General features: G+C 69.6%; 23 protein-coding genes and 2 pseudogenes. 13 read left to right on the top strand and 12 right to left on the bottom strand.

Features of this window, described 5'->3' with window-relative positions:
* Nucleotides 1–43 precede the first annotated feature (43 nt).
* The 5 genes from ABZ910_RS23535 to ABZ910_RS23555 all read left to right on the top strand — a co-directional run bounded on the left by ABZ910_RS23535 (nucleotide 44) and on the right by ABZ910_RS23555 (nucleotide 6,726).
* The gene (locus ABZ910_RS23535; protein WP_361368416.1) at nucleotides 44–3,970 is read left to right on the top strand and encodes a CHAT domain-containing protein; all 3,927 of its coding nucleotides are present in this window, start codon (nucleotides 44–46) and stop codon (nucleotides 3,968–3,970) included.
* Between the two features lie 14 nt (nucleotides 3,971–3,984).
* Nucleotides 3,985–4,254: a hypothetical protein gene (locus tag ABZ910_RS23540; RefSeq protein ID WP_361368419.1), complete on the top strand. Its 270-nt coding sequence runs from the start codon at nucleotides 3,985–3,987 to the stop codon at nucleotides 4,252–4,254.
* Between the two features lie 8 nt (nucleotides 4,255–4,262).
* Nucleotides 4,263–4,934 (top strand): DUF6338 family protein, encoded by a 672-nt coding sequence (locus ABZ910_RS23545; RefSeq protein ID WP_361368422.1) that lies wholly within the window; start codon nucleotides 4,263–4,265, stop codon nucleotides 4,932–4,934.
* Nucleotides 4,931–5,479 carry a hypothetical protein gene (locus ABZ910_RS23550; RefSeq protein ID WP_361368425.1) on the top strand — a complete coding sequence of 183 codons (549 nt, stop codon included), beginning with the start codon at nucleotides 4,931–4,933 and terminating at the stop codon, nucleotides 5,477–5,479. Before ABZ910_RS23545 ends, ABZ910_RS23550 begins: the two co-directional genes overlap by 4 nt.
* 83 nt (nucleotides 5,480–5,562) lie before the next feature.
* The gene (locus ABZ910_RS23555) at nucleotides 5,563–6,726 is read left to right on the top strand and encodes a betaine/proline/choline family ABC transporter ATP-binding protein (RefSeq protein ID WP_361368428.1); all 1,164 of its coding nucleotides are present in this window, start codon (nucleotides 5,563–5,565) and stop codon (nucleotides 6,724–6,726) included.
* Between the two features lie 9 nt (nucleotides 6,727–6,735).
* Here ABZ910_RS23555 and ABZ910_RS23560 read toward each other — a convergent pair whose 3' ends face one another.
* The 3 genes from ABZ910_RS23560 to ABZ910_RS23570 are packed head-to-tail and all read right to left on the bottom strand — an operon-like array spanning nucleotide 6,736 to nucleotide 9,028.
* Nucleotides 6,736–7,680: an ABC transporter substrate-binding protein gene (locus ABZ910_RS23560; RefSeq protein ID WP_361368430.1), complete on the bottom strand. Its 945-nt coding sequence runs from the start codon at nucleotides 7,678–7,680 to the stop codon at nucleotides 6,736–6,738.
* Entirely contained in the window at nucleotides 7,677–8,351 is a 675-nt protein-coding gene (locus ABZ910_RS23565) for an ABC transporter permease (RefSeq protein ID WP_361368433.1), read from the bottom strand. The genes ABZ910_RS23560 and ABZ910_RS23565 overlap by 4 nt, the downstream gene beginning before the upstream one ends.
* A complete protein-coding gene (locus ABZ910_RS23570; RefSeq protein ID WP_361368436.1) occupies nucleotides 8,348–9,028 on the bottom strand; it encodes an ABC transporter permease in 681 nt (226 codons plus the stop codon). Before ABZ910_RS23570 ends, ABZ910_RS23565 begins: the two co-directional genes overlap by 4 nt.
* Before the next feature lie 171 nt (nucleotides 9,029–9,199).
* Here ABZ910_RS23570 and ABZ910_RS23575 point away from each other — a divergent pair, with 171 nt between their 5' ends.
* Both ABZ910_RS23575 and ABZ910_RS23580 read left to right on the top strand, forming a co-directional pair.
* Nucleotides 9,200–10,057, top strand: coding sequence for a MoxR family ATPase (locus tag ABZ910_RS23575; protein ID WP_361368439.1), 858 nt, complete (start codon nucleotides 9,200–9,202; stop codon nucleotides 10,055–10,057).
* Nucleotides 10,054–11,418 (top strand): VWA domain-containing protein, encoded by a 1,365-nt coding sequence (locus tag ABZ910_RS23580; RefSeq protein ID WP_361368442.1) that lies wholly within the window; start codon nucleotides 10,054–10,056, stop codon nucleotides 11,416–11,418. The genes ABZ910_RS23575 and ABZ910_RS23580 overlap by 4 nt, the downstream gene beginning before the upstream one ends.
* A 90-nt stretch (nucleotides 11,419–11,508) precedes the next feature.
* Here the strand turns inward: ABZ910_RS23580 and ABZ910_RS23585 are convergent, their stop codons facing one another.
* Both ABZ910_RS23585 and ABZ910_RS23590 read right to left on the bottom strand, forming a co-directional pair.
* On the bottom strand, nucleotides 11,509–11,874 hold the full coding sequence (locus ABZ910_RS23585) for a cupin domain-containing protein (protein WP_361368444.1): 366 nt from the start codon (nucleotides 11,872–11,874) through the stop codon (nucleotides 11,509–11,511).
* A gap of 149 nt (nucleotides 11,875–12,023) precedes the next feature.
* On the bottom strand, nucleotides 12,024–12,800 hold the full coding sequence (locus tag ABZ910_RS23590) for a hypothetical protein (protein ID WP_361368446.1): 777 nt from the start codon (nucleotides 12,798–12,800) through the stop codon (nucleotides 12,024–12,026).
* A gap of 257 nt (nucleotides 12,801–13,057) precedes the next feature.
* Here ABZ910_RS23590 and ABZ910_RS23595 point away from each other — a divergent pair, with 257 nt between their 5' ends.
* A complete protein-coding gene (locus ABZ910_RS23595) occupies nucleotides 13,058–14,023 on the top strand; it encodes a pirin family protein (protein ID WP_361368449.1) in 966 nt (321 codons plus the stop codon).
* A gap of 225 nt (nucleotides 14,024–14,248) precedes the next feature.
* Here the strand turns inward: ABZ910_RS23595 and ABZ910_RS23600 are convergent, their stop codons facing one another.
* The 3 genes and pseudogenes from ABZ910_RS23600 to ABZ910_RS23610 form a co-directional block, all read right to left on the bottom strand.
* Entirely contained in the window at nucleotides 14,249–15,103 is an 855-nt protein-coding gene (locus ABZ910_RS23600; protein WP_361368452.1) for a S1 family peptidase, read from the bottom strand.
* Between the two features lie 339 nt (nucleotides 15,104–15,442).
* Nucleotides 15,443–15,574 (bottom strand): annotated as a pseudogene (locus tag ABZ910_RS23605) (ATP-binding protein); the annotation flags it as partial.
* Between the two features lie 1,405 nt (nucleotides 15,575–16,979).
* Nucleotides 16,980–17,192, bottom strand: coding sequence for a hypothetical protein (locus ABZ910_RS23610; RefSeq protein ID WP_361368455.1), 213 nt, complete (start codon nucleotides 17,190–17,192; stop codon nucleotides 16,980–16,982).
* A 378-nt stretch (nucleotides 17,193–17,570) separates the two neighbouring features.
* Here ABZ910_RS23610 and ABZ910_RS23615 point away from each other — a divergent pair, with 378 nt between their 5' ends.
* Both ABZ910_RS23615 and ABZ910_RS23620 read left to right on the top strand, forming a co-directional pair.
* On the top strand, nucleotides 17,571–18,101 hold the full coding sequence (locus ABZ910_RS23615) for a GNAT family protein (RefSeq protein WP_361368457.1): 531 nt from the start codon (nucleotides 17,571–17,573) through the stop codon (nucleotides 18,099–18,101).
* Nucleotides 18,102–18,313: 212 nt separating this feature from the next.
* Nucleotides 18,314–18,583 (top strand): hypothetical protein, encoded by a 270-nt coding sequence (locus tag ABZ910_RS23620; protein WP_361368460.1) that lies wholly within the window; start codon nucleotides 18,314–18,316, stop codon nucleotides 18,581–18,583.
* A gap of 1,012 nt (nucleotides 18,584–19,595) precedes the next feature.
* Here the strand turns inward: ABZ910_RS23620 and ABZ910_RS23625 are convergent.
* Complete coding sequence (locus ABZ910_RS23625) at nucleotides 19,596–21,293, bottom strand: MDR family MFS transporter (protein ID WP_361368463.1); 1,698 nt, start codon at nucleotides 21,291–21,293, stop codon at nucleotides 19,596–19,598.
* 265 nt (nucleotides 21,294–21,558) lie between these two features.
* On the opposite strand from ABZ910_RS23625, the gene ABZ910_RS23630 reads away from it, so the two are divergent.
* Nucleotides 21,559–21,735 carry a hypothetical protein gene (locus ABZ910_RS23630; RefSeq protein WP_361368466.1) on the top strand — a complete coding sequence of 59 codons (177 nt, stop codon included), beginning with the start codon at nucleotides 21,559–21,561 and terminating at the stop codon, nucleotides 21,733–21,735.
* A gap of 80 nt (nucleotides 21,736–21,815) precedes the next feature.
* Here ABZ910_RS23630 and ABZ910_RS23635 read toward each other — a convergent pair.
* The 3 genes and pseudogenes from ABZ910_RS23635 to ABZ910_RS23645 form a co-directional block, all read right to left on the bottom strand.
* Nucleotides 21,816–22,252, bottom strand: a pseudogene (locus tag ABZ910_RS23635) (cation transporter); the annotation flags it as partial.
* Between the two features lie 19 nt (nucleotides 22,253–22,271).
* Entirely contained in the window at nucleotides 22,272–23,168 is an 897-nt protein-coding gene (locus ABZ910_RS23640; RefSeq protein WP_361368468.1) for a teichoic acid biosynthesis protein C, read from the bottom strand.
* A gap of 325 nt (nucleotides 23,169–23,493) precedes the next feature.
* A complete protein-coding gene (locus ABZ910_RS23645) occupies nucleotides 23,494–23,919 on the bottom strand; it encodes an SH3 domain-containing protein (protein WP_361368471.1) in 426 nt (141 codons plus the stop codon).
* Nucleotides 23,920–24,220: 301 nt separating this feature from the next.
* Here ABZ910_RS23645 and ABZ910_RS23650 point away from each other — a divergent pair, with 301 nt between their 5' ends.
* Together ABZ910_RS23650 and ABZ910_RS23655 are read left to right on the top strand one after the other, a co-directional pair.
* Complete coding sequence (locus tag ABZ910_RS23650) at nucleotides 24,221–24,601, top strand: metalloregulator ArsR/SmtB family transcription factor (protein WP_361368474.1); 381 nt, start codon at nucleotides 24,221–24,223, stop codon at nucleotides 24,599–24,601.
* Between the two features lie 212 nt (nucleotides 24,602–24,813).
* Nucleotides 24,814–25,482: heparan-alpha-glucosaminide N-acetyltransferase domain-containing protein (locus ABZ910_RS23655; protein WP_361368476.1), on the top strand; the 669-nt coding region annotated here is incomplete at its 3' end.

The following is a 25,482-nucleotide window of genomic DNA, read 5'->3' on the forward strand; positions in this document are numbered from 1 at the left end:
CTGTTAGCTTCGTTCCCGACGACGGGGGACGGTCGGGTATGCGATGAGCCGGACAGACAAGCGGCATCAACTCGCCATGCTGCAAAAAGTGGTGGACGACTACGCGGCGGGGGTCGACCGATCCGCCGTACTCACACCGTGGGCTCGGGCGGCGGCCGAGGCCCTGCTGGGCGAGGTGGACCGGGACGACCTTGAGACGGTCACGACACTCGCCTGGTTCCACTGGTACAGGCAGCAGGAGACCAACGACCCCGACGACGGGCTGGAGTGCGCGGAGATCGCCGTGCAGCTCTTCCTGGTCGCCGGAGCGGCAGCGCCCGACACCCCGATTCCTCCAAAGCTGCGTGCCGTGCTCGACGCCCGGTACGCCGCCCGTTCCCTCACTCTTCCCGACGCCTTCCGGCTGGTGACCGAGGCGGAGGCGGATCCCGCACCCGGCGCGCTGGACGCGGTCATCGACCTGCTGGCGGGGGCGGAGACGCTGGCGGGCGAGACACCGGGGGATCCGGAACGCCCCTGGTACCGGTTTCTGTGGGGGCATCTGCTGCGTGTCCGGTTCGAACGGCAGGGGGGCCACGCGGATCTGGACCTCGCCATCACCCTGCTCCAGGCCGCGGTGGCCGCCGCTCCCGGCGGACCCGAAGGGTTCGGGCACTGGTACGCGGGGCTCGGGACCGCACTGCTTCTGCGCCGCCAACGCGACGGAACCGAAAAGGACTTGGACGCGGCCGTGGCCGCGCTGCGCTCCGCCGTGGCCGATCTGGATCCGGACGGCACCGACTGGCTCGTGACCGCCCAGAACCTCGGAGTCTCGCTCCTGCTGTCCGAAGCCCACGACGAGGCGGTGCAGGTGCTGACCGAGGTCGTCGCGGCGGCGCCGCGAGGGACGGCCGTCGAGGCGGAGCACCAGGTCAACCTCGGTCATGCCCACTATCGGCGGTATACGGCGCGCGGTGGACCGGAGGACCTCGATACGGCCGTCTCCCTCCTGAGCACCGCCTACGGGGGTTCTTGGTCCGAGGCCGCCGCCCGCCACCTCCACTCCAGCGCCGCTCCCCTCCTCTCGTCCGCGCTCTTCGAGCGCTTCCTGCGCAACGGCAAGCCGGCTGATCTCGACGCGGCCGAGGACATCGTCCGTACCGCCCTCGCTCGCGCGGACTCCGGCGCACACGGGCAGCGGGCGCGATACCGACTCCAGCTCGGGGCCATACTCGTTCACCGGGAACGGTTCTCCGGCAGCGGAGCGGACCTCGACGAGGCGATCTCCACCCTGGAGTCGCTGCACCGCTCGGACGCGTCCGCGGACGTCCTCCGGCAGCTCATCAAGGCCCTCGTCGCCCGGCACCTGCTGGCCGCGTGCCGCTCCGACATCGACCGTGCCGTGGCACTCGGGCGCGAGGCCGTGCGACGGTCCGAGGCGACCGCGCCTCCCGGCATCCGGTCACGCGACCTGCACCTGCTCGGGACGGCCCTCGTACAGCGTTCGGAGATCACCGGTTCCCGCGAGGACCTGGACGAGGCCGTCCGCCGGGCGACCGAGGCCGTCGCGCTGCTCTGCGACGGCGACCCCAACAGCAACGTGGTGCACGGGACTCTGGCACACGCACTGCGCGCCCGCGCCCTGTACTTCTCCCATCCCGGTGACCTGGACGCCGCGGTCGCCGCGGAGCGCAGGGCCGTCACCGCCGCCTCGGCGTCCGGCGGATTCGTCGCGGCCTCGGCCCAGGTGGATCTGGGAGTCACCCTCAACTACCGCTTCGAACGGCTGGGAGCGCGCGCCGACATCGACGAAGCCGTGGACCTGGCACAGGCCGCGCTGGCCCACCTGCTGCCGCGCGAGCGCCATGCGGCCCTGAACCTCGCCGGCATCGTCCTGCGCAACCGCTACCTCGAGTTTCACGATCCGGCCGACCTCGACAGCGCGGTGGACGCCTCCACGGCAGCCGCCGAGTCCATCCCGACCGGCCACTCGCAATACGGAACGGTCCTCTCCAATCTCGGCCTCACGCAGTGGACGCGGTATCGGCAGCGGCGCCGGAAGCCCGACATCGACGCCGCCATCGACTCGCTGACGAACGCCGTCGCCACGTTTCCCCCCGGGCACCCGCGCCGTGCGGGCATCCTCGCGAACCTCTCGTCGTGCCTCGCGGCGCGCTCCGACGAGACAGGCGAACTCACCGACCTGAACGACGCGATCACGGCCCTCCACGACGCTCTGGACGAGGTCACCCCTGACCATCCCGACCACGCCTCGCACCTCTACCTGCTCGCGCGCTGCCTGTCCGCCCGCTCCACGGCCGCCGGCCGCTCCGCCACGGACCGCGCCGCCGACCGCGCCGTCGCGGACGAAGCCCTGGGCCTGGTCGCCGACTCGGCCGGCACTCCGCCCCAACTTCGCCTGGACGCACTGCGGTACCGGGCTGGGCGGGAGCAGGACCCGGCCGCCGCCCTCGCCGACTACGAACAGGCCGTCGCCTGCGTGCCGTTGCTGGCCTGGCACGGTCTGAGCCGGACCGACCGGGAGCGGCTGCTGCGCGATCTGAGTGCCCTGACCCAGAGCGCCGCGGCGGCCGCGCTCGAAGCCGGTCTCCCCGAGCGGGCCGTGGAACTGCTGGAGCACGGCCGCTCCGTGCTGTGGAACCAACTGCTGGACATGACCGCGGACATGACGGCGCTGAGCCGGGTGGAGCCCGAACTCGCCGCCCGTCTCACGCGGACGCGTACGGAGCTCCAGGCCCTGGACACGCGATCCGACACCCCGTACCGGTTGCCTGCCAAAGCCGCGGACCACAGGATGACGCTGGCCCGCGAGTGGGACGAGCTGACCGAGCGGATCAGGCGCGAGGTGCCCGGATTCCGTGACTTCCTGCTGCCACCGCGCTTCGGCGAACTGCGCCGTGCGGCCGACGGCGGCCCCGTCGTCCTGATCAACGTCGCAGGCCGGCGCTGCGACGCACTGGCGGTCACCCGCACCGGGGTCCGCACCGTCCCGCTCGGCATCACCGGCACCGAGATCACCCGGGCGGCGATCCAATACGTCTCCGACCTCGAGGCATGCGACCAGCCGGACGCCACCGAGGAGGACTACGACCGGCTGGGCCGAACCACGGAGTCGGTGCTGGCGCGGATGTGGGAGTCGATCGCCTCACCCGTCCTGGACGCCCTCGGTTTCACCTCCCCGCCCGCCGACGGCTCCTGGCCCCGGGTGTGGTGGTGCCCCACCGGACCGCTGGCCTTCCTCCCCTTCCACGCCATGGGCCTGCACGCGCCGGGCGCACCGCCGGGAACCTGCGTCCTGGACCGCGTCGTCTCGTCGTACACACCTACGCTGCGCGCGCTGGTGCGCAGCCGTGACCGGAGACCTCCGGGGCCGGGAAGCCGGAGAATGCTGATGGTCGCCATGGAACAGACCCCCGGTATGCGGGCGTTGCCGTACGCCCGGGACGAACTGCGCCTGGTGCAGGCACACTTCCCGGACTCCTGCACGGTCCGCTCGGGGCCCGAGGCGTCGCGGGCCGGAGTACTCTCCGAGCTGAGCGGGCACAGCTGGGCGCACTTCTGCTGCCACGGCGACATGGACACCGGCAGCCCGTCGGACAGTGGCATCGAGCTGTACGACGCGCGTCTGACGGTCGGTGACATCGCGGGACTCGATCTGACGGAGGCGGAGTTCGCGTTCCTGTCGAGCTGCCGGACGGCGGTCACCGACTTCGGGCTCCCGGACGAGGCGATCCATCTCTCGGCCGCGCTGCACTTCGCCGGCTACCGGCATGTGGTGGCGACCCTGTGGTCGGTCTATGACCGGTTCGCAACGTACGTAGCCGACCATGTCTACAACTCTGTTGCCACAGCGGGGAAGTTGGACGCCCAGGGCACGGCGCTCGCGCTGCACGAGGCCGTGCGCGAACTGCGCCGGGAGCCCGGCGTGGAGCTGATCGGCTGGACCCCCTTCATCCACACCGGACCCTGAGTGAGGAGCCGTTGGTGAGCACCGAGAACGACACCCCGTCCGAATCCCCGGACCCAGAGCTCGCCGAGCGGTCGGAGGCAGACCGTGCGCGGCGGCCCCGCACCATCCGGGACATCATCCTCCACGGTGAGAAGCGCGGCGGCCAGGCCATGGCGGTCGGCGGACGCGTTCCGCCGCCCGTGTCGGAGCGCCCCGCGGCGCCGCCCGGACCCGCTGTCGCGGACCAGCAGCCCTCGGCGGACGAGGACGGTCAGTCCGTCACTGCCGACGGCCAGGGCGGCTGAGCGCACCGGTGCCCAGCAGCTTTCTCGGCCTGTTCCTGTTCGTGGTCTGCCTCGTGCCCGGCTTCGTCTATGCCGCGGCACGGGACACCCGGCTGCCCGAGCGCACCTCGTCCGCGTTCCGGGAGACCACCCGGGTGGTGCTGGCGAGCCTGGCCTTCGACGGCCTCGCTCTCGCCGTGTTCGCGCTCGTCCGCACCGCGGCCCCGGCGAGCACCCCGGACGTGGGCCGGCTCGTCCGCGACGGCTGGGGCTATGTCCGGGCCGAGTACGGCTCTCTCGCGCTCTGGTGCGCGGCCCTGCTGGCGCTGGCGGCCGCGGCCGCGCTCGGCGCCGCCCGGCTGCTGCCGCGCGGACCCGGGCCGCTCGCCGTCGAGTCCTCGTGGTGGCTGCTGTTCCACAGCTATCCACGGGATGTGGGGGCGCGTGCGGTGTATGTGAGCTGTGAGCTGGAGGGCGGCTCCTACCTGGGCGGTGTCCTGAAGAACTTCGCCCATCAGGCCGAGGAGACGGGCGATCGTGAACTCGTGCTCGTCGCACCCCTGGAGTACCGGCCGGGACCCGACGCGTCGGCCCGGCCCCTCACCGGACATCACGCGGTGTCGGTGAGCGCGCGCCACATCAAGTTCCTCACCACGACCTACCTGGACCACATTCCGCAGCAGGGGGAGGAATCTCCGTGAACCATCCGCCGTACGACTTCACCGTGCAGTTGCGCCGCACCCACGGGCTGCGGCTGGACCCGGGACCGGTGGTCGGACCGCACCCGGTGGAGGCCGGGCTGACGGGGCACGCCGTCGTGGTGGAGCTGCGCCCCACCGGCCCGGACGACGCCTCGATCACGGGCCTCGCCGTCGAGGTCACCGACCGGCTCCCGGCATCGGAGCACAGCGTGCACGCCGCGGAGTTCATGGAGGCCTGGCGTCCGCAGCTCGAGGTGCGTCTGGACTCGGCGCCGCCCGAGATCCGTCTGCTGCCCGGCGCCCCGCCGCTCGACAGCCGCGCGCCCATCAGATCGCTGCGCCTGGCGGCGGTCACCGCGGATCCGCGTGTGACCCGCTGGCTGCTCCGCGTCGTCGTCACCTGCGCGGGAGAGCGCTACGAGCACACCCACCCGATCTACACCACCGCCACGACCAACATGTGGGTGATCTCGTTCGGTGATTCCGGGTCGGGTCGGACCCAGATGTCTCCCGCGGAACTGGCGCCGCAGCACTGGCACCCGTGACCGCGCCGAGCACCCGGGACCCCCGCTGCCCGTCCGGTGGCGGCCGGTGTGCGGGGCGTGACACGGGCTCATAGCGTGAGGGGATGATCCGGTTCGAGGAGGTCACCAAGCGGTATCCGGACGGTACGACGGCGGTGGACGGTCTGTCCTTCGAGGTGTCCGAGGGCGAACTCGTCACGCTCGTGGGCCCCTCCGGCTGCGGCAAGACGACGACCATGATGATGGTCAACCGGCTCATCGAGCCGACCTCCGGCCGGATCCTCGTGAACGGCGAGGACATCGCCGCGCTCGACCCCGTGCGGCTGCGCCGCCGGATCGGCTACGTCATCCAGCAGGTCGGCCTCTTCCCGCACCGCACGGTCCTCGACAACACCGCGACCGTCCCGAACCTGATCGGCTGGAAGCGGGCGAAGGCCCGGGCGCGCGCGGCCGAACTGCTGGATCTGGTGGGGCTGGACCCGAAGACGTACGGCCCGCGCTACCCGCAGCAGCTCTCCGGCGGGCAGCGGCAGCGGGTCGGCGTGGCGCGGGCGCTGGCGGCCGATCCGCCGGTGCTGCTGATGGACGAGCCGTTCGGTGCGGTCGACCCGGTCGTGCGCGAGCAGTTGCAGGACGAGTTCCTGAGGATGCAGGCCTCGGTGCGCAAGACGGTGCTGCTGGTCACGCACGACATCGAGGAGGCGGTGCGGCTCGGCGACCGGATCGCCGTGTACGGGCAGGGCAGGATCGAGCAGTTCGACACGCCGGGCGCGGTGCTGGGCACGCCCACCACGCCGTACGTGGCCGAGTTCGTGGGCGCCGATCGCGGGCTGAAGCGACTGTCCGTCACCGTGATCGAGCCGGACGACCTGGAGCAGCCGCCGATCGCCCGGCTCGACGACACCGCCGCGGGCGTCCTGGAGCGGCTGCGGGCGGAGGGTGCCCGGTGGGCCGTCGTCCTGGACGGGCACGGCGATCTCCATGGCTGGGTCGGCATCGAGGACCTCACGGCAGGCAGCCCGGTCGGTTCGGTCGGGGAACTCGCCCACCGGATGACGGCCTGGGTGCCGGTCGGCGCACCGCTGAAGCAGGCCTTCGGGGTGATGCTCCAGTACGACGCCGGGTGGGTCGCGGTGCTGGACGGCGCGCGCTTCCTCGGCGTGCTGACCCCGGCGAAGCTGCACGAGGCGCTGCGGCGCTCGGTGGACGCGGACGCGCGCGGGGTGCCGCGCGGTCAGGTGCCGTTCGAGTCGGTGGCGGACGCCTGACGCATCCGGTCACTTCTTCAGCAGGCCCTTGTCCTCCAGGTAGGTCCGGGCCACGTCCTCCGGCAGCCGGCGCCAGCTGTCCACCTGGCGGTTGAGGGACGCGAGGTCCGCGGTGGTGAGGACGTCGTTGAGCTTGCCGAGCACCTTGGTGACGCCCTCGCCGCCCGCGCGGGCGCGGCCCACGACCGGGACAACGTAGTCGGCGTTCTGCAGGTGCTTGTCGTCGGCCAGGATCACCAGGCCGAACTCGTCGAGGGTGGCGTCCGTGGTCGTGGTGAGCACCATCTGGTCCCGGCCGCTCTGCACGGCCCGCTTCGCCTGGGTGGTGCCGACGCCCTTGGGGTCGACGCCCGTGATGTCGATGCCGTAGGTCTCCTTCAACCCCGGTTCGCAGTAGGGCCGTTGCACGCACTCGTCGCCCGCCGCGAGCCGCACCTTCAGTCCCGAGGCGCCGAGGTCGCCGAGCGTCCTGAGGTGGTGGCGGCGGGCGTAGGACCGGCTGACCGCGAAGGCGTTCTGGTCGACGGCCTTCCCGGGAGACAGGACGGTGAGGCCGCGGGGCGCGGCCAGCCTGCGCAGGGCGGTCATCGTGGTGTGCAGGTCGGGCGAGCCGGCCGGGGGTGCGTCGGCGCCGTGGGTCTTGGCGTTCAGCCAGTCGGCGAGGGTGGCGGCGTATTCCGGCACGACGTCGATCTGGCCCGATTCCAGGGCGGGTTCGTACAGCTCGCGGTTGGAGACGGTGATGAGGGACGTCCGGTAGCCGGCCTGGTTCAGCAGCAGCGCGTACATCTGGGCGAGCAGGTCGCTCTCGGTGAATCCGGCCGAGCCGATGGTCAGCTGGTGCCGGTCGCCGGGCGGTGCGGTGACCGCGCCGCGGTTCTCCAGGGAGGGGCCGGTTGTGCAGCCGGTGAGGGTGAGGACGAGAGCCGTGAGCGCCGTCGTACGACGCCTCATCGCGTCGCGCCCCTCGTCCGCCGGGGCGCCAGCCGTTCCGCGACCTCGAAGACGCCCTCGACGATCAGCGCGAACCCGGCGACGAGCACCGCACCGGCCACCACCTGGGGCGTACTGGCCAGGTTGAAGCCCGCCGTGATGATGCGCCCGAGCCCTCCCCCGCCGGCGAGCGCGGCGATGGTGGCGGTCGCGACGAGCTGGACGGCGGCGATCCGCACCCCGTTGAGGATCATCGGGAGCGCGAGGGGCAGCTCCACGCGCAGCAGCATCTGCCGCCCGGTCATCCCCATCCCGCGCGCCGCCCCCACGATGCTCCGGTCGACCTCGCGCATCCCGACGTACGCGTTGGTCAGCAGCGGCGGTACGGCGAACAGCACCAGCGCGACGACCGTCGGCCCTTCGCCCCAGCGGCCGACCGGCGTCAGGAGCAGCAGGACCAGCACGGCGAAGGTGGGCACGGCGCGGCCGACGTTGGAGAGGTTGACGGCGAGCGCGCCGCCCTTGCCGAGGTGGCCGAGGACGAGCGCGACGGGCAGGGCGATGACGCAGCTGATGACCAGGCAGACGACGGTCAGGACGAGGTGTTGCAGCAGCCGGTGCCAGATCCCGTCGTCGCCCGACCAGTGCGCGGGGTCGGTGAGCCAGTCCCAGGTGGCGGCCGGGATGTTCATCGGCGCCCCGCCCTCGCCCACGGGGTGATCAGCCACTGCACACCGAGCAGGAGCAGATCGGCGGCGATCGCGATCAGCACGCACAGCACCGACGCCGTGAGCACCTGTGCCTTGAAGTACGTGTTCATGCCCGCGTAGATGAGGTTGCCGAGCCCGCCGAAGCCGACGATCGCGCCGACCGTCACCAGGGAGACCGCCGAGACGGTGGCGATGCGCAGGCCGGCCATGACGGCGGGCAGCGCGAGGGGCAGTTCGACGGTGAGGAGGAGGCGGATCGGGCCGTAGCCCAGACCGCGCGCCGCCTGCCGGGTCTCCTCGGGGACCGCGCGCAGGCCCGCGAGGGTGTTGCGGACGAGCAGGGTGAGGGAGTAGAGCACCAGCCCGGCGACGACGAGGGTGGCGGAGAGGCCGTAGAGGGGCAGGAGCAGGGAGAACATCGCCAGGGACGGGATCGTGTAGAGGATCGTCGTACCCCCGAGCACCGGTGCGGCCGCCCAGCCCCAGCGCCGTGCCAGCACGGCGAGCGGAAGCGCGACGACGAGGGCGATGAGCACCGAGACCGCCGTCAGCTGAAGGTGCTGGCCGACCGCGTCGAGGAGGATCTGGCGGCGGGTGGTCAGATACTCCCCGCAGATCCACTCGTTGCGCGCGAGGCAGTCGTCGGGGGGCGCGGTCACGGGTCCATTGCACCGGCCCGGCGAGGAGGTCGGCTTGTTCTGCTGACCCGTACGGGGCTCCACGTCACAGGGTGACAGGGCGGGTGAACAAGCGCTTAGATAGGACCGGAACACAGCACGAGAGCACAGCCAAGAACCGGACGCCGCTCCCCACCCCAGCCGGAGGCCCTGTTGTTCACTTCCGTCGACGACGTCTCCGCACGTCTCGCCGAGTCCGGCTACCTCGCGTCGCCCGCGGTCGCCACGACCGTCTTCCTGGCCGACCGGCTCGGCAAGCCGCTGCTGGTGGAGGGCCCGGCGGGCGTCGGCAAGACGGAGCTCGCGAAGGCCGTGGCCCAGGTCGCCGACGCCCGGCTGGTACGGCTCCAGTGCTACGAGGGCGTCGACGAGTCCCGCGCGCTGTACGAGTGGAACCACGCCAAGCAGCTGCTGCGCATCAGCGCGGGCCGCGACGAGACCTGGGACGAGACGCGCACGGACATCTTCAGCGAGGAGTTCCTGCTCCCCCGCCCGCTGTTGACCGCCATCCGCGGCGACGATCCCAAGGTGCTGCTGATCGACGAGACCGACAAGGCCGACGTCGAGGTGGAGGGCCTGCTCCTTGAGGTGCTCAGCGACTTCCAGGTGACCGTCCCCGAGCTGGGTACGGTCACCGCGACCCGCCGCCCCTTCGTCGTCCTCACCTCGAACGCCAGCCGCGAACTGTCGGAGGCCCTGCGCCGCCGCTGCCTCTTCCTGCACATCGGCTTCCCGGAGGAGGAGCTGGAGCGGCGCATCGTACGGCTGAAGGTGCCGGGGCTCGGCGAGGCGCTCGCCGAGTCGGTGGTGCGGGTGATCGGCGCGCTCAGGGCGATGGACCTGCGCAAGGCGCCGTCCGTCGCCGAGACGATCGACTGGGCGCGCACCCTGCTGGCCCTGGGCTCCGACTCGCTCGACGAGGCGGTCGTACGCGACACCCTGGGCGTGATCCTCAAGCACCAGGACGACGTCCTCAAGGCGGCCGCGAAGCTCGACCTGGAGAACCTGTGAGCGCAGCGGCCGGCGTCGCCGACCGGCTGACCGGCCTGGTCGGGGCGCTGCGCGCGCACGGCGTCCGGATCGGCACCGGCGAGACGGTGGACGCGGCCCGGGCGATGGAGGCGCTCGGGCTCGCGGACCGGGAACGCTTGCGCGAGGGACTGGCGGCGACGCTGCTGCACGGCACCGGCCAGCGCACGGTGTTCGACCAGGTCTTCGACCTGTACTTTCCGCGGCGCGTGGGCGCGCCGGACGGGAAGCCGGCCGACCGTGACGGCCTGCGCGAACGGCTGGCGGCGGCGCTGGCGGACAACGACGGTGCGTTGATGGCCCAGTTGGCGGCGGAGGCCGTCGACGGCTTCGGCGGATACGGGAGTTCACCGGAGTCGGACGGCTGGTCGTCCTACCAGACGCTGGACCGGCTGCGGCCCCAGACACTGCTGGCCCGCGTGCGTACGGGCATCCGGAACCGGGACGCGGACGGGGAGTTCACCGACCGGCTGCTCGACGACGAGATCCGGCGCCGTATCGAGGCGTTCCGCGGGCTCGTGGCGACGGAGGCGCGACGCCGGGTGGCCGAGCGGCGCGACCGGGACCGGATCGCCCGGCGGGCGGTGGCCCCGACCCCCGACCGCCTGGACTTCCTCTTCGCGGGCCGGGCCCAACTGGCCGAACTGCGCAGGACGGTTCAACCGCTCGCACGCAAGCTCGCCACCCGCCTCGCCGCCCGCCGCCGCCGTGCCGCGCGCGGCACGATCGACCTGCGCCGCACGCTGCGCGGCTCCCTGTCGACGGGTGGTGTGCCGATACGGCCGGTGCTGCGCCGACGTCGGCCCGTCCGCCCCGAGTTGGTGCTGCTGTGCGATGTCTCGGGCTCGGTGTCCGGCTTCTCGGACTTCACGATGCTGCTGGTGCAGGCGCTGCACGACCAGTTCAGCAAAGTGCGGGTGTTCGCCTTCGTCAACCGCATCGACGAGGTGACCCGCCTCCTCGACCACGGCACCGCCGACCCGGAGGGCCTCGGCGCCCGCATCCGCGCCGAGGCGACGCTCACGGGCTGGCACGACAGCAGCGACTACGGCGTCGCGCTGGGCGAGTTCGCGGAGCGGTACGGCGACGCGGTCGGCCCGCGCACGACCGTGTTCGTCCTCGGTGACGCCCGTACGAACATGAGCGACCCGAACCTCGCCGCCGTACGCCACATCGCCGAACGCGCCCGCCGCGTCTACTGGTTGAACCCCGAGCAGCGCTCCCAGTGGGGCACCGGAGACTCGGTCGCGCCCGCCTATGCGGACGTGCCCCTCGTCGAGATGCACGAATGCCGCACCGCACGGCAACTGAGCAGCCTGATCGCCCGGCTCCTGCCGGTGTGAGCCGGGCGAGGCGGTGTAGCGGTGTAAGCCGGGCGAGACGGTATGAGTTGGTGCGCACGCCGGGATGAGCCGGGGCGAGCCTGGAGGAGCCTACGACCCCGAGGACTTGGCGTAGTCCTGGGCCATGCCGCCCGCGAAGTCGTACAGCACGACCGGTTCGTCTCCCACCACCCAGGCGTCGTGGCCCGGCGAGCACACGAAGACGTCACCGGGGCCGACCTCGGCCTCGCCGCCGTCGTCCATGCGCAGGCGCATCCGCCCTTGGACCACATAGCCGTTGTGGTGGATCTGGCAGGTCTCGGTGCCCGCGATCGGCCCCACGGACTCCGACCAGCGCCAGCCCGGTTCGAAGGTGCCCACGGCGAAGTCGAGGCCGGACATGTGGACGGCTTCGAGATGGCCGCGGGGGAAGTCGCGCCGTTCGTCCGGCTTCTCGACCGTCTTCACTTCCAGCATGACGGTGTCCTCCCTTCCGGCCGCTCACCACGGCCGGGGCCGGCCCCGTCTCCCGGCATCCTCGGGCGGCACCGGCGCTCCGACGGCGACCGTGCCCCACGGTTCCATCGTCTGCCCGCAGCCCTCCCGTCGCCATTCGGCCGGGGTACTCACCGGGTGGCTGAATGCCCATCCACACGCTGGAGGATCTGCTCGCTGAGGTGCCACCGGTCGGTCTCGCGGCCGATGCGGAACCCGCGCTCGGACGCGATGACATCGGCGAGCCGCCGCCGCTGCTCCCGATCGAGATCGTCGACCATGATCGACGTGAGCAGCATCGCGTGGTACTGCTCGAAGGGGCTGCGCGAGTGCTCGACGGTCGCGAGGGCGGCCTCGAAGTTCCGCAGCTCACGGCTGGCCTGCATCATGGCCAGGGCCGTGATCCGCTCCTCGTCGCTGCCCTCGCGCAGCCAGCGCAGCACCTCGGCCGCCTCGAACGACTGCTCCTCGGCGAGACGACGCGCCCGGGAGACCACCTCTTCCATGGCGCGGGTGCGCTGCGGACCGGAGGGCATCGTGCCGCGCACCGTCCGGTAGTCGTCGGCTACGGACCCGGCGGCATCCAGCAGCGCCTGTGCCTCCGCACGCAGCCGTCCGGCCGCGACGGTGTCACCCCGTCGATCGGACTCCTCCGCCAGCGCGAAGCGCTCAGCCGCGGCCGCACGGAGCCTGAGCTTGGCCCCACCCACTTCGAGACTCTCGATGCGGTTGCCGAGCAGGGCGAGAACGAGCAGACCGCCACCGAAGGCGAGCAGTACGGCCGCGCCGGTCCCGTTCTGCGTCACGAAAACCGCGAGCACCCCCGTTCCGAAGGACGCGACGCCCAGGAGGCCCATCACCACCCGCAGACCGGGCGTGATCAGGGACGGGGTTGAACGAGGTGCCACCGACTTCTCCTCTTCGCTTCTTCACTTCGTCGCATCTTCGCCACTTCGTCGCGAATGACCGGCGACGACGGCGAACTGCCCGCAGGATCAATCCTGTTGACCTGCCGTCCGGCGAGCAAGGTGACTACTCTGACATGCCCCCGAGGCGCTACGACTCTCCACACCCCTCCCCCTCTTCCTCTCCCTCCCCCCTGACGCGAACGTGGCCCGAGACGGGGAGACAGCGACCGGAACCCCGGACCGCTAGGTTGGACGGCATGAGCAACCTTGACCGCGCGCCAGTACCGAGCGTGTGCGGCGGCCGCGGGTTCGTGGTCGCCGAACCCGTCCGCGAGCTGCTGAGTCCCCGCCACGTGAAACTCGGCGAATCGACCGAGGTGCGCCGGCTGCTGCCGAACCTCGGCCGCCGCATGATCGGCGCCTGGGCCTTCGTCGACCACTACGGCCCCGACGACATCGCCGACGAGCCCGGCATGCAGGTCCCGCCGCACCCGCACATGGGGCTGCAGACGGTGAGCTGGCTGCACGAGGGCGAGGTGCTGCACCGCGACTCCACCGGCAGCCTGCAGACGATCCGGCCGAAGGAGCTCGGGCTGATGACCTCGGGCCGGGCGATCAGTCACTCCGAGGAGAGCCCGAAGTCACACGCCCGCTTCCTGCACGGCGCCCAACTCTGGGTCGCACTCCCCGACGCCCACCGCCACACGGACCCCAAGTTCGAGCACCACCCCGAACTGCCCACGGTCACGGCACCCGGCCTCACGGCAACGGTCATCCTGGGCGACCTGGACGGCGCGACGTCGCCCGGCTCGACGTACACGCCGATCATCGGCGCCGACCTCGCCCTCACCCGCGGCGCCGACGTCCGCCTGCCCCTCGATCCCGACTTCGAGTACGGCGTGCTGGCGATGTCGGGCGAGGCGCACGTCGACGGGGTACCGGTACTGCCGGGCTCGATGCTCTACCTCGGCTGCGGCCGCACCGAACTCCCGCTGCGCGCCGAGTCGGACGCGGACCTCATGCTGCTCGGCGGCGAGCCGTTCGGGGAGGAGCTCGTCATGTGGTGGAACTTCGTGGGACGTTCGCATGACGACATCACTCAGGCCCGCGAGGACTGGATGAGCGGGTCGCGATTCGGAGAAGTGAAGGGGTACGACGGCGATCGACTGCTTGCGCCCGAACTGCCGCCCGTACCGCTGAAACCACGGGGTCGAGTGCGCTGAGCCGGGCTTTCTGGTCCGATGCGCACACAGCCGGGCGAGGCGAAACGCACCCCGCCCGGTTCGCTCGCTCTACGTAAACATCCCGGCAGATTTTCATGGAGGTGCTGCTCGCGCTTCCGGCGCCGGGCCAGCGCGTTCGCGCCTTTCAGCACTGTCAGTAGGCGGTGAGCGCCGCAGCCGGGACCAGAAGGTTCGGGTCCCGGCCGCGGGCCATGGTGTGCTGCCTCAGAGCAAGCTGACTCCGTAGGCGCTCAGCGCCTCGGTGACCGGCTGGAAGAACGTGGTGCCGCCGGAGGTGCAGTCGCCACTGCCACCGGAGGTGAGGCCGATGGCCTTGTTGCCGTCGTACAGCGGGCCGCCGGAGTCGCCGCCCTCGGCGCACACCGTGGTCTGGATCAGGCCGTTGACCGTGCCGCCACCGTGGCTGTAGCGCACGGTGACGTTGAGCGCGGTGACCGTGCCGGAGTGCACGCCGGTGGTGGAGCCGTCACGCGTGACGGTCTCGCCCACGAAGGCATTCGCGGCGGTGTACCCGCCGGAGTGGCTGAGCGAGGTGTTGTCGTAGTGCACCAGTGCGTAGTCGTTGTCCGGGAAGCTGTAGCCGACGTTACTGCCGATGAGGGTGGTGCGGTTCTGGTCGGCGTACCAGGTGCTGACGTCCTTGGCGCAGTGGCCGGCCGTCAGGAAGTAGTAGGTGTTGTTCTTGACGACGTTGAAGCCCAGTGAGCAGCGGTACAGGAAGGCTCCGCCGACGCCCCAGATCGCATCGCCGGGATCGACCTTCAGGCTGAAGGTTCCGGCGGTCCGCTCGACGCGCACCGCGTCCCCGTAGCGTGCGGCGGTCCGCTTGAGTGTGGCGAGGTCGGCGCGCGAGACCGTGCTGTCGGCGGTCACGAGCAACCTGCCCTGCTTGTCAGAGCCCCAGGCGATGCCCTCGATCCCCGTGGCGTCGACCGCGGACGCGGCGCTCTTGGCCTGCTGGGAGGGGCTCGAGGCGGCCTGTGCGGGCGCTCCGAGGGCGCCGAAGGCGATCAGGGCGGACGATATCGCGGTGGCGACGGTGGTGCGCTTGAACCTCAAGACGGCCTCCTAAGGCGTCAGCAAGGACAGGCGATCAGGGGCCATGGCGGATTACGCCGTGTCCCTGACAATGTTGATGGGAGTATTCCGGTCGGCTCCTCGCAGACACAAGGGGCTTGACGTGCTCCCTGGCCTAAAGTCCAGGGATTCCGGCCTGGGTCGTGTGACCCTTCCGGGGGCTTCCTGCTTCCACGCGCTGTGCGGGCACGGGTGCCCGTCTTACCGGCGCTCCACGGGCGTTTAGCGTCTCCACCCGTCCGGCGGCGACGATGCGGCGTCCTTCGAAGAGGACGTTGCGTGCTGCGTTGTGGTCGCGGTCGTGCACGGCGCCGCACTGGGGAGGCGGTCGACGATGGCTGCGCAGAGGCGTGCGTCGGTGAAGGTCTTGGTCCAGCCGCCGAGGGACTCGTTGGAGGCGATGGCGACGCTGTTCTTCTCCTCGCGTTCGGTCAGCACCTGGAAGAGGAGTTCGATCACCCAGTGGCGTGGCGTGCCGAAACGGGGCTCGGCGGTGGCTCGTCGATCCGGCTAAGGCCGCCTCGGTGCACCATCGTTCGCCGTCGTTGATGTCAGCGTTGGATGTCATCGAAACAGCTCCGGGACTGGGCAGACCTCCAACGGCTCCTCGGGCTGGTCTGCTCACCTCCACCAGGTGTGCCGATCGCCGCACCGCCATAGCGAGCGGCAGGCCCGCCGGCTGGCGTCGTCCCGCCCGCAGAGCACGTAACCGCCCCACTTCAAGGGCTGGCTGCACTCGGGACAGGCCAGGGCATCGCTGGTCACGCGATGCACCTTAACGGGGGGCCTCTTCGTCCCGAAGCAACTTGAGCGGGCACTTGGCCTTGGGTTGGTGACTTCTCACCTGCGGCGACGGTCTACAGGTGTGCGTGCACGTCCGCTGCTGTTCGTCGGCGTTGTCACGCGCTTAGACGCTCACTGGTGCTGCCCGCTGATTCCGCTCAATCGGGCAAACGGTGCATACGACGGTGTCGCCAGGCGCGGATCTCGCCGTAGAGCACGGCTGCCGTAAGTATGAAGAGCACAGTTTCTATGCTCGCTGACCACGGTTCAGGTACCCACCAGTGACCTAGGACCGCCCACCCAGCGAGGAGCGGCACGGCGAGGAGGTAACCGCGCAGACGCTCACGCAGTCGACGCACCTCGTGCCGTGATTCAACTGCCATGATGGCCCCGTGTCATCGCAGAATCATGCCTGGTCACAAACGTATGCTGCTTACCTTTGCCCAGTTGGTCAACACCCCTGCCGAGACTTGGTGTTGGATCACATGCCGGATCGCTCTCCTGGAAGTGTTGCGGCCGCGTCGGCTATGCCAGTGGACCACCGCCTTGTAAGCCTGGTGGTCCTGGTGGGCTGATCTCCCCTGGTCACGCCACGGCCCCGGCGACCAGGGCGCCAGCACGTTTGGGCACCCCTACAAGCTCCGAGTGACCGTGGTTGACCGGTCGATGTGGCACGGCTGTGGCACGCATTGGACACCCGACTTAGGAATTCGATCCTGCGGCCTGACTGGATCCTTCGCGCTCGTGCTCTTCCTGTGCGTTCGGCCGCTCAAGAGGTTGTGCCGTGACCGTCGTCTAGGTAGGACGTCCACGGCCAGGCCACGCTTGCCGCCCGTTACCGCTTGAAGGAGCGGTTCCTTTGAAGGACGGGGCTGATCATGCTCGTTCCGCGAACTACCGTGAGCGCGTTCGATGCTGCGCGTGGCCGGGACCACGGCAGCAGGCGTGATCACCAGGTAGATCAGGCCGGACCATGGCTGAGGGATCTTGGACTGAAGCACGACCGAGAGGGCTGCCAGGGCCACAAACCAGGCGAGCAGCAAAGGGCGTCGAGCGAGGTGGCGCAGGCGGTATTTCAATTCCCGTCCCCCTCACGGGATCGACGCCGCTTCGGTCGAGGGCGGATGTGGTCGAGAATGGCGCCTGCAGTCGTCACCACGATCATCATCAACATGAGGGCGGAAACGATCCGCAGCATCCACTCGCCATATAGGGCCTGGTAGCTGAACCAAGCCAGGGCGATGCAGGTCATCAGACCGCCGCCAAGTCTCCGCAAGCGCGGGTCCATGCGCACTCCCGAGTCAGTACGCCCGCGAACCGGGCCCCCTGAGTGTGGCATGGACCTGCTCGATTCCTGCACCCACCGCCCTCCCCAGCTCCCGCGCACGCCACTACGAACCCGCGGGCGGAAACGGCGCCCCTCCATCCCGGTGCCCGCCGATCCCCCGCGGAGGCATTGCTCTGACCCGGGCGGCACTCAGCGTTGCTGGTGTCGCGGGGGTGCCCCTCGATGCGAACTACGGGCGGACTGGTCACTGAGGTCTGCTCGGCTGGTCAGCCATGGTCTTAGGAGTGCTTCCGATCGGTTGCGGTCTCTGCGGTTGCTGTACCCCGCTGCTGTACAGCCACGATTGATCAACTCGTCGTCCTGCGGTAGCAATGGCGGATGATACGTGGCAACAAGATCGGGCTGCGGGCCCGGCACGAGGCTGACATTCCCGTGCTCCATGCGGTGCTTTACAACGACGTGGCAACCCGGTCGCGCCAGGATCATCGGCCCTGGCATCCGATATCACCAGGGTCGGCCCACTCTCCCTATGTAGTCGCTCAGCCGTCGGATGAGGCAGCAGGCTTTTCGGTGGTGGAACTCGATTCGCAGGAACTGGTCGGTGCGGCCGCGCTGTGGGGCATCGACACGCATAACAGGGCGGGGCACCTGGGGATCTCTGTGCTCCCTGACTTCCGCGGTCGTGGGTTTAGCTCGGACATCGTCCGCGTGCTGTGCGAGTACGGGTTCGCGGTACGCGGACTGCAACGACTGCAGGTGGAGACCATGGCAGACAACGCGCCGATGATCGCGGCGGCGAAGAGAGGGGGGTTCACGATCGAGGGCACGTTGCGGCGCTCGGCCTGGGTATACGGAGAATTCGTCGACGTGGTGATCCTCGGCCTCCTCGCTCATGAGTGGACTCTCTGAGGACGAGAGGTTGGGGGCCGGGCGGCTGGCTGCCGAAGAAGTGAAGGGGAGCCCCGCTGACCTGAGGGCTCGTGAGCGATCAACGCTGTGACCTGCGGCCGGGCCGTCAACGGTTGTCGGCGTTGGTCGTCCTTGTGCGGCCTCGGACGGCCCGGAGACGGCCCGAGACGGTGCGGCTCCGAGGATGGGATGATCTCCCCGGAGGGGCGCGCATGGACATGCTTGAGCTGATGGAGTGGCTGGCCGAGCGCGGCGTCACGACTGTGTTCAAGGTCGACGGGGACCGCATGGTTGAGCACAGGGAGGCGTGGATGGTCATCGTCAGCGGTGGGCCGCTTGGTGAGGACTCGTTCTTCCGTGCGGACCTGGCCACGGCGGATGCATGCCTCGACTCGTTGCTCGCTCACCTGGAATCTAAGGGCTTGTCACCGTTTCACGTGATCAGCATCGCCGGTGTGGTCGCCGCTGCCACTCGATGCTGAAAACCGTCGTGGCAGCGATGCCACCGTGGGTTCAAATCCCACCGCCTCCGCACTGAGAACAGTGGGTTCGGCCCCCGACCTGGGTGTAGTTGGTCGGGGGCCGCACTCGTACCTGAGCCTTGTGGCTGTCTGCGGTTCCCCGTGGTTTCCCGCCCGATCGGGCACGACTGAGGCACGGTCACCCGGTATCTGGAGCGGCTTCCTGTGGGGCGTGTCGCCTTCAGGTAAGTAAGCCATTCGTCAGCGGCGTTTGTCACCGCCGCCGATGTGCTGACGACTCCTCCGGCGCTACGATCCCGGACGGGAGGCGGGAGGGGCAGAGACTTGTCTGGGTGCGCAGACGGCACGGTGTGGCAGAACGGACACTGCGAATTCGTGGGGGCGCCGCCCCTTTCCTTCGATCTTCCGTTCCTCTTGCTCGGGGTGGCCGGGCTTGGGTTGGGCGTGGTCATGCACCGCAAACTGCGTCGGGACGGCCCGCCCCCGCAGCCGACCGGACCCGACCCACGCGGCCGTCAATCTGCTCTGAGAATCATGACTATGGCCCTCCCGTACTTCCTGATGCTTTGGGGAGCGGGATTCTTCACGGGGGGCGTCGTGCTTCTTGCAGATACGCTCAACGGCTGATTGCCTACCTCCCCCTCAACCCACAACTCACCCCAGCTCCCATCCCGTACGCCGTCGACCCACACGCCGTGGAGCGGGCGTGGTTCAGGGGCGTCAAGGTGGAGCGCGCCACTGTACGAACGACCTTGACGCCATGGGCCGCGTCTGCTCGGCTCCGCCTGGGGCGATGGCGTACGGGATGGGAGCTCCTCCGCGCACGCCACTACGGACCCGCAGTCGGGAACGGCGCCCCCTCCATCCCGATGTCGACCGATCTCCCGCCGGAGGCATTGTCTTGACCCGGGCCGCGCCATGCGGTTGATCGACTCATGGCTACCGGCCCTATCCACACGTGGGCGCGCGTCTGCAGGTGATCAGCGACGCCATCCGACCACGTGCGTGCCTGTCATGTCTCGTTGGCGGTGACGGGCTCGCCTTGGCCGGGGTGTCCGTCGGCGGGCGGGTCCGCGTCGGCGCTGCCGTGGTCTTGGGTGCCGGCGCCCGCGATCCGGTTCGGCAGTTTCGCCGCGACGACGATCGTCACCAGGGCGAGGGCGGCCGCGACGGCGAAGGCCAGCTTCATCCCGCTCACTTGTGCGGGCACGGCGGCGACACCGTCGGCGACCAGGTGGCTGGTGCGCGCGGACATCACGGTCACCACAAGCGCGGTCCCGAACGCTGCGGCGACTTGCTGCAACGTCCCGAGCATCGAGCTGCCGTGCGAGTACAGGTGCGGAGGAAGCCCGCCCATGCCGAGCGCGAAGACCGGGGTGAACGTCGCCGCCAGGCTGACCGTCAGCAGCGTGTGCAGTCCCAGCACCTGCCAGTACGGCATCGTCATCGAGACCTGGGTGAACCCGCCGAGGGCGAGCACCATGCCGATCGAGCCGGGCAGCACCAGTGGCCGACTGCCGAACCGGTCGAACACCTTACCGACGGTCGGTCCCAGCAGGCCCATGGCCAGACCACCCGGCATGACCAGCAGGCCGGTCTCCAGCGGGCTGAGCCCGCGCAGCTTCTGCAGATAGAGCGGCAGCAGGATCATCGACCCGAGCATCGCCAGGAACCCGACAGACATAAGGGCCAAGGACAGGCTGTAGGTGCGGTGCCCGAGGGTACGCAGGTCCATCAGGGGCGCACTGGTGCGTTGCAGCTTGAGCTGGCGGATCACGAAAACCGCGATGGTCGCGACCCCGGCGATGACGATGCCGATGCCGAGCCCGACCCTGCCGTCGCTGCCACCGAAGAGGCTCAGGCCGTACACCAGGCCGCCGAAGCCGAGCGCCGCCACGCCCACGCTGAGCCAGTCGATGGAGCTCACCTGCGGGGCGCCGATGTTGTCCAACTTGCGCAGCCCGAACAAGGTCACCAGAGCCGCGATCGGCAGGACGGCCACGAACAGCAGTCGCCAGGAGCCGACCTGCAGGATCAGCCCGGACACAGCAGGTCCGAGCGCGGGCGCCACCGACATCGCCAGGGTGACATTGCCCATCACCCGGCCTCGGTCGTGCTCGGGCACCACGATCATCAACGTGGTCATCAGCAGGGGCATCATCACGGCTGTGCCTGCGGCCTGCACGATCCGGCCCAGCAGCAGCACTCCGAAGGCCGGCGCGATCGCTGACAGGACGGTACCCGCGAGGAACACGCCCATCGCTGTCGCGTAGGCCTGGCGGGTGGTGACCCGCTGCAGGAACCAGCCGGTAATCGGAATCACGGCGGCCATGGTGAGCATGAACGCGGTGGACACCCACTGCGCCGACTGCTCGGTGATGTGCAACGAGTCCATCAACCGCGGAATGGCGTTGATCATGATGGTCTCGTTGAGAATCACCACGAACGTGGCCAGGACCAGCAGCCGCACCACCGTCGGAGTGCGGCCACCTTGCACGGCCGGTCGTTCTTGGATCGCAGTTGACATGGCAGCACCTCGCTGGGGTTCCTGGTCACAGTCGCCTCGCGGCCAAGGGCCACCGGCATGGACATGGGGTGCGGACACCGGTAGAGACCGGCACTCCTGGCAGAAATCATCGCTCGACCCGAGTGTTCTGCATCGCCGCGCAGATCTCCCCCGAATTTTCGTCCGCTCAACGGAGGCATCCATTCGATACCCACCTCGACAAGCGGTCCTGGACGTACAGCGGGCCCTCATCGAGCGCGCGGCCGAGCCTCTGGCCGCCGACGACAGCCAAGTACCCAACCCCCACTTCATCGCTGCCGCCTCGAAGCCGCCGAACCGGCATGTCCGTACTCGCCCAGGCACTCCTGCCCTCCCCGCTGGCTCCCGATCCGCTCCCCCATCGACCGGTCAACACCGCCGACGCTCGCGCTGACCGCCCACCCGTACCCACCGAGAAGGGGAACCACCCGTGCCCGACCTCACCGGCCTCGCCGCCGGCCAAATGATCGAAGCAGTATGGGGACACCCCCTGGACGACCTGCACACGTACCTGCGCGAGGACAAGGTCAACGACCCGCCCCTCCTGGCAGTCCTGTGCATACGCGGCCGAGCCACCGTCACCCGATCAGTGCCCACACTCGAATAGCCAGTCAGCGGGCGCTGGATGCCGGAACGGAAGCACCTTGCACCGTGTACAGGACAGCCGCGTGAATACAACGCCGACCGTCACCGGCCGACCGGCCCCTTCTCGTCGCCGCAGCACGCGGAGTCCCTCGCGCGTTCACAACCGCCGGGATCAAGGTCGGAAGCAAAGCTCACCGGCACCGCACAACAATTGTCTCCTCGCAACGCCTCCAGCCTTCCTTCACTGCGACCGCGGCGATCACCAACCCGGCGATCGGGTCGGCCCACGACCATCCGAGGAGCGCGTTGACGAGTAGGCCGGCCAGGAGTACAGCCGAAAGGTAGGCACACAGCAGTGTCTGCTTGGAGTCGGCGACGGCCGAGGCGGATCCCAGTTCACGTCCCGCGCGGCGTTGGGCCGCGGACAGGAACGGCATGACCAGGAGGGACAGAGCCGCCAGCGCGATGCCTGGGGTCGAGTGCCGCGCGTCGCCCGACCCGGCCAGAGCTCGGACGGAGTCGACGCTGACGTACACGGCGTGAGGCAGTACTGCCGATTCAGGCAATCGGCTTGCGGTACAGGCAGAAAGCGCGGTCGCCGGAAGGTCCCTGCGTGAAGCCCAGGCACAGCCACGGCCCGCCCGAGCGCAGGGCGGCCAGTCCCTCTGGCTCCCGGGGCCGCAGAGCCGAGGCCGACATCTCCCGTACGCGCCGGACGTTATGAGGGTGTTTCAGGTCGATGCGGTCCAGGCGGACGTTGCCCCCGGACGCCGGGGCATTGCCCGGGCCGTAACCGGTGCCGAACAGCTGGTACAGGTCGTTGCCGTGAACAGCCACCCCCTGAAAGGGCAGCCCGAGATCGGTGCCGGGCTGCACGAAGTCCACCCGGGGCCTGAAGTCTCCGGCTGTGAAGCGCCTGAGGTCGTACAGGCGGTAGCGTGACCGGCCGGATGTCTTGTAACGCAGCAGCAGCACACCGGTGACCGTGTCCACCGTGGCCGAATTGTGGGTGGAACCGGGCACCGGCCTGAACGTTGTGAGACCTCTGCTACTGCGGTGAAACACACGGCCGTCGGTGAAATGGAAGCGGCACACGCCACGTCCGAAGCCGGAGGCCGGGTCGGCGTCCCACTCCGTCCACAACACGATCCCTCCCCCGAACGTCTCCTCGACCCCCAGGGCACCGCCGTGCCCGAATCCGAGCAGGTGCATCGCACCGATCAGCCGCCCATCCGCCGAGAGCCGGTTCAGGCACAGATCCCCACGCCGGACCCGCTCGGCGTGCGTGAAAGCGCGGGGCTCCCCGTCCAGGCGCACCCCGCCCTGCATGACCTGCAGGGCGTAGAGATGACCCCGTTCCTCGTCAAAGGCGAACGACTGCAGCACCGTGCTGTGCAGAAGACGAGCGCCGACGAGCCATGGCCTCGCCTCGGCTCCGAGGTCCGGCCCGGGCACATCCCGAGCTTCCCGGGCCTGCCCTCGGGCGGGAGATGCCGCCACACCCGCGACGGTCACGGCGCCCACCAGGGTCGCCGCGCCAAAGCTCAGGAGACTCCTGCGCGATGATCCCTGTGTCTGGATCTGGTTCACGACTGCTTGCCTTTCTGCGCTGAACGGGCGGCGAGCACTCCCTGCATGCGGGGCGCTTTCCTGGCTCCGACGGGTGAGCCGGAGACTCAACGGCTCTGCTGCGGGAATTCTGAGAAAACTGGCGGCTTCGGACGTCCCCCCTTCCGTCGGCCGGAGGCGGAAGGGGGCAGTAGGTCACGGGCGCCCAGGTTTATCGCCAGGGCACCGCCTTGCTGGTCAGCACGTAGTGAGCCGAGACGTAGCCACGCGCGTCGGACAGCTTGTACCAGCGCGTATTGCCACGGACATTGCTGCCTCGCGTCATGCGCGACAGGTGGATGAGGCTGCCCGAGCGCTTGTGTCCGATCACCTTGTAGCCGGTGCCGGGACCAGAACGGATATTGAGGGCGACGTGGCGAGGGGTAAACACTCGGCCGTGGATGTGGGTGACCGGCTTCCCGCGGTGGTGACGCGTCTTCGAGGACGGCGTCTTGCAGCCGGGCAGCGTGTGCGGGGAGGCCGCAGCAGCCGGGCCGGGCCGGGACGTTCCGCCGTCCGCCGCCACAGCTGTGGACGGGGCCGTCAGAGCGGCCAGGGCTGCCACTGCCACGAGGGCGGTGCGCATCCGTCGATTCATCAGCTTCTCCTTCACTGTGCCGAGAGCGGGATCCCTCCGACGGAGTCCCGCAATCTCACGCAAAGTGACTGCTCGGACACGCCAATACCTAAACAGCTGCTCAGATGTTTAGCTCTTTGGGGTGATGCCGGAGTGAAGCAGTTTGAAACAACCGCGACCGTCTGATCCGCTTGGCGGAAGCGCTGAACACAGTCCGGCACTACACGCAGGGGAAACACCAGGAACAGCTCTTTCGCCTGCCAGATTCTGCTATAGCTGAACAAGTACACAGTTGACCAAGGGTTCGAATGGAGTGTTCGACGTGGCGATCCACAAAGACGCGCGACACGAGACCCCGCCCAATCGGCCACAGGACGACCTGCCGTCCGACGCTGAAATCGCCGATGTCGCAGACGTCTTCGCGCTCCTGGCAGACCCTGCCCGACTGAAACTCCTCATCGTCCTACGCCAGCAGGAACTGTGCGTACGGGACCTGGCGGCCATATGCCACCAGGGAGAGTCCGCGGTCTCACACCATCTGCGGCTGCTTCGCGCCCACCGCGCCGTGCGCGTACGGCGCGAGGGGCGCATGGCCTACTACAGCCTGGGCGACGCACACATCCGCCTCGCTCTCGATGTTGCGCTCCTGCACAATCACCACGCGCCCCCTGCAGCGCATCCGGAGCGCCGATCCGAGCCGTAGCCGACTCTCGATCGGGCACGCTCCACTCGCCGCAGGTCTGCCGACGGGCCTGCACCACGTTGGAAGCCGATCACTCGGCGATCCGGTCGCGGTTCCCACCAGTTGACGGGATGGTCCCAGTCGATCGGCAGGGATCACTCGGGCTGACCGACGGGGTACCTCCGGAAACCTGCCCAGGTGGCATGGGCGGCCTGCCGGTCAAACCTCAAAGCATGACGCTGAACACACTGCCGGCCGTGCCGGCGCACGTGACCGGTGGGCGCACGGAGGAACCCTCCTCCCCTCCCGCCGGCAGACCGTCGACCGGGCGGCTCGTCGGTATCGATCTCGCGCGTGGGCTTGCCGTCTTCGGCATGTACTCCGCGCACGTCGGCCCCGACGCGGCAACGGTCGGCGGCCCGGTGGGGATTCTCCTGGAGACGGCTCGTGGACGCTCCTCCGCGCTCTTCGCGCTGCTCGCAGGCTTCTCGCTCGTCATCATCACTGGTCGCCCGTACCCTCGGGTAGGCCGTGCCGGTCGGCGGGCTGTGGCAAGGGTCGTGATCAGGGCCTTCATCCTGTTGGTACTCGGCTATGCCCTCACCGCTCTGAACACCGACGTGGACGTGATCCTCAGCTTCTACGGGCTGCTCTTCCTGGCGGTCCTGCCGCTGTACCGGCTGCGCGCGCGAGCGCTCGCCCTGATCGCGGCCGCGGGCGCGCTGATCACGCCGGCCCTGCTGTACGTCATCAGGGACTCGATCGCGGGAGGGAGCTGGGCGGATGCGGTCATCGCCCGGGATCCGCTGGCCCGCCTCACCGGCACGGACGGCTTCATCGAGCTGCTGTTCACCGGGGACTATCCGGTGCTCACGTGGGTGCCGTTCCTGGTCGCGGGGATG

The sequence above is a fragment of the Streptomyces sp. NPDC046805 genome (assembly GCF_040645355.1).
GTDB lineage: Bacteria > Actinomycetota > Actinomycetes > Streptomycetales > Streptomycetaceae > Streptomyces.